This window comes from Vibrio sp. 10N.222.46.A1, from assembly GCF_041473595.1.
GTDB classification, from domain to species: Bacteria; Pseudomonadota; Gammaproteobacteria; order Enterobacterales; family Vibrionaceae; genus Vibrio; species Vibrio tasmaniensis_A.
Map to the genome: position 1 here is coordinate 1 of NZ_JBFRSN010000846.1, position 3,987 is coordinate 3,987.

3 protein-coding genes are annotated in these 3,987 nt (G+C 42.8%); 1 reads left to right on the top strand and 2 read right to left on the bottom strand.

From position 1 onward, the window contains the following. Positions 1–608 precede the first annotated feature (608 nt). On the top strand, positions 609–1,727 hold the full coding sequence (gene asd / locus AB4496_RS20890) for an aspartate-semialdehyde dehydrogenase (protein ID WP_102257906.1): 1,119 nt from the start codon (positions 609–611) through the stop codon (positions 1,725–1,727). A 138-nt stretch (positions 1,728–1,865) separates the two neighbouring features. Here the strand turns inward: asd and AB4496_RS20895 are convergent, their stop codons facing one another. Further along, the gene (locus AB4496_RS20895; RefSeq protein ID WP_102257969.1) at positions 1,866–2,708 is read right to left on the bottom strand and encodes an ion transporter; all 843 of its coding nucleotides are present in this window, start codon (positions 2,706–2,708) and stop codon (positions 1,866–1,868) included. A gap of 148 nt (positions 2,709–2,856) precedes the next feature. Beyond that, complete coding sequence (locus tag AB4496_RS20900) at positions 2,857–3,495, bottom strand: YchE family NAAT transporter (RefSeq protein ID WP_004734056.1); 639 nt, start codon at positions 3,493–3,495, stop codon at positions 2,857–2,859. Positions 3,496–3,987: the final 492 nt, after the last annotated feature.

The following is a 3,987-nucleotide window of genomic DNA, read 5'->3' on the forward strand; positions in this document are numbered from 1 at the left end:
AATTGGAAGGTCAAGCTTTGCAGTAAAGGAAAAAGCAAGGGATAGAAATAATCCTAACGCGATGAATACCTGCAATAGGTTCGGTAGGCGAGTTTTACTCTGCTTCATAAAAGCCTCTTGTGATTTCGAGCATTTATAGTGCTTCGTTATGGTGTGTGGTGCAAAACGGACACTACAGTAATTAGTTTATTATATCGAAAAAATACATCCAAGTTGTGATATTTGACTGCTAACACAGTTAATCATGGTTTCATTATCTGAAATATTGTTAAATTCATGGTTCTTACATGTTGAAACTTGTCGCGCGTTGTTTTCGTTTTGTGAAGTATTATTCTGGATAGTATTGATTAAAAAGAGGGATTTACTGTTTGTGACGCGAGTGGGATTAAGCTGCTTTGGCGATGCAAATGTTTGAATTTGAGGATAATGGGCGTTTTATCAATGAGGTGGATATTAAATGTCGATACAGGGATAACTGCACGATTCATTGCGTTCACTTAAAAGAAACGAAAAAGTTACACTTTTTGACAAAAAGCACTTGAGTTCTGTTTCTGAAAAACTTATAGATGGGGGAGAGCAATTTTTAATTTATACATGGAGAGTGAGCGATGAGAGTAGGTCTAGTTGGTTGGCGCGGTATGGTTGGTTCTGTATTGATGCAACGTATGGTTGAAGAGAAAGATTTCGACTTGATTGAACCTGTTTATTACAGCACGTCTCAGATTGGTATTCCTGCCCCTGTTTTGGGTGGTAAAGATGCGGGTCTACTTCAAGACGCTTTTGATATTGATAGCCTAAAACAGCTTGATGCGGTGATTACCTGTCAAGGCGGAGACTACACCTCAAAAGTATACCCAGCACTGCGTCAAGCAGGTTGGAAAGGCTACTGGATTGATGCGGCTTCTACCTTACGTATGGACGCGGATTCAATCATCACTCTTGATCCTGTTAACTTGGCTCAAATCCAACAAGGTATCCACGGCGGGACTAATACTTTCGTAGGCGGTAACTGTACTGTGAGCTTAATGCTTATGGCTTTGGGTGGTCTATACGAGAAAGGCATGGTTGAGTGGATGAGTGCCATGACTTACCAAGCCGCTTCAGGTGCGGGCGCTAAGAACATGCGTGAACTGATCTCACAAATGGGTGTGATCAACGACAGCGTAAGTTCTGAGTTAGCGAACCCTTCAAGTTCAATTCTTGATCTCGATAAGAAAGTCGCTGATACCATTCGTTCATCTTCATTTCCAACCGATCAGTTCGGTGCTCCGCTTGCGGGCTCACTGATTCCTTGGATCGATGTGAAGCGTGAAAACGGTCAAAGCAAAGAAGAGTGGAAAGCCGGCGTTGAAGCGAACAAGATTCTTGGCCTAGATGGTCAGCCAATCCCAATTGATGGCACTTGTGTACGAATCGGTGCAATGCGTTGTCACGCTCAAGCACTAACGATTAAGCTTAAGCAAGATGTGCCTATGGACGAGATCGAAGAGATCATCGCGACGCACAATGATTGGGTTAAAGTGATTCCTAATGACCGAGACATCACTGCGCAGGAGCTAACACCAGCGAAAGTAACAGGCACAATGTCTGTACCAGTCGGTCGTCTGCGTAAGATGTCGATGGGTAACGATTTCCTGAATGCGTTCACGGTAGGTGACCAACTACTTTGGGGTGCTGCAGAACCACTACGCCGTACTCTGCGCATTATCCTTGCGGAGAAAGCGTAATCGGCAAGATTGCTTAAATTCTATTAGCTGATAAACCGAAAGGGTTGACGATAAACGTCAACCCTTTTTAGTTTATTGATATCTCGTTATTCGGCCCTCGAAACTGCCCTTAAACCTCTTCGCATCTCGAGTCTGCTTTTATTTCTCTTCTGTAATGACACGCTTGTCGGGGTCTGCCAATTCACTCGCACAGTGTTTGCAATACATAGCATCCGAATCATGGCCGGCGCGGTTACAGTTCGGACACTTTACCAACTCTTTGTGCGAGTTCATCTCATTGCTGAGCTCTGCAGTAATAATCCCTGTCGGTACCGCTAAAATAGAGTAACCCAATAGCATGGTCAGAGAAGCGATCGCTTTCCCTAACGCGGTTTGAGGGATCATGTCACCGTAGCCAACCGTCGTAATGGTTACGATTGCCCAATAAATACTGTGGGGAATACTTGTAAAGCCATTTTCTGGCCCTTCAATAACAAAGATAAGCGCGCCGAAGATAACAACTAAGATGCCAACTGTGCTGAAAAAGATCAGTATCTTTCGTCTTGCCATTAAAAGTGAACGTAACAGAATGTTTGAATCTTGCAGGTAGCGAACCAGTTTTAGGATTCGGAAGATACGCATCACACGCAGCAGCCTTACCACACCCATAAATGAAGCGCCTGGGAAGATGATCGCTAAGTAGGTCGGAAGAATCGCCAATAGGTCCACGACACCATAAAAGCTGGTGGCATAAGATTTTGGTTTCGGAGAACAATAGAGCCTTAACAAATACTCAAGAGTGAAGAGAGCAGTAAAAGTGTATTCAATATAACGCAGCTGCTGTGACCATTCGGTCATGACATTAGGGATGGACTCTAAGATCAGAACCAATAGCGAAGCCAAGATTGCAACGATCAGAGAAATATCAAATGCACGTCCGGCTGGCGTGTGAGTACCAAAGATAATGACGTACAAATGATGCTTGAGTGGCTTGCGTGACATAAGGAGAGATTCATCTTTTGTTAAATGCATTAACAGTCATTATACAAGCTTCATAATAACGAGGCGAGTGAAAGCCCAATTGCTTTACTCGCCTCATCTATATTGCAATATTGTTGCCCTTTATAGAGCAACGGATTACCGTTAAACGTTATGCCAAACCTGGGAACAAATTACGTAGGCCATTGGCGATGAACTCGATGCCCAATGCGCCAAGAATCAAGCCCATGATACGCGTGATCACATTGATACCCGTTTGACCTAAAAAGCGAACGATAACTGGTGCTGAACGGAACAAGAGCCAAGAGCAGGTTGCAAACGCGATGATGCTAATGCCAATTCCCACAGTATCAATGGCTGCAGGGTAACGAGATCCGTAAACAATGGTCGAGCTGATTGCCCCGGGGCCCGCCATTAATGGCATCGCAAGAGGAACAACACCGATTTGCTCTTTGCTGATGTATTCAGATTTCTCTTGTTTATTCTGCTTATCTTCACCGAGCTTACCGCTCATCATCGAAAATGCGATGCTCAATAATAGCAAACCACCTGCAACACGAAATGAATCCAGGGAGATGCTAAACATATCAAGCAGCATTTGCCCCGCGACAAGCGACACAATCAGGATAACGGCAACGGCAATATTTGCTTGTAAGGCTGTCCTGTTCCTCTCTTCTGGCGGCATATGTGCAGTAAGGGAAACAAAAACAGGCATGATGCCGATTGGGTTTACGGCAGCAACAAGCCCAAGGAAGAATTGCATAAAAATTGCGAGTTCTAAGCCTTGCATGAGAGCGATCTCCAGTTAGCGAATTTTAAGGTTGAAGGTTTGATTCGGTGAATAGTCTGAGCGCGTAATGTAAGGGACAAATCGGATTTGCACGAATGAAAAAAACTAACCTGAAATAGGGGATTATTTTTAGAAAAACTAATTGAATATCACTTTTGTATTGGCGGTGTTGCGAGTTGGTTGTTAGTGTTTCATTTTGTAATTTATTGTCGAGTAACTGTTAACTGCTGCACGAATTTAATAAAAATTATGTCAAAATCTAGCCCGTGCAACGGTATGGATATACTCTCAGTAGCACGAATATGGCTGTATACATGTAATTTAACTGACTAAAAATGAAACTTTTTTACAGTTTATGACTCTATGTAGAAAAAGCTTGTCTGTTTGCTTGTTTTTTGAACTGACGAAAAATGTGATTTTAATCTATATAAATCATCATCTTAAGCATGTTTTTGCGATTGCCTTACTACTTTTTGGTTAATTCTTTTTCTG

What these genes read in the sequence shown, in the direction of transcription:
- asd (WP_102257906.1), top strand. Translation starts at nt 609, where the DNA reads ATGAGAGTAGGTCTAGTTGGTTGGCGCGGTATGGTTGGTTCTGTATTG.
- AB4496_RS20895 (WP_102257969.1), bottom strand. Translation starts at nt 2,708, where the DNA reads ATGTCACGCAAGCCACTCAAGCATCATTTGTACGTCATTATCTTTGGT.
- AB4496_RS20900 (WP_004734056.1), bottom strand. Translation starts at nt 3,495, where the DNA reads ATGCAAGGCTTAGAACTCGCAATTTTTATGCAATTCTTCCTTGGGCTT.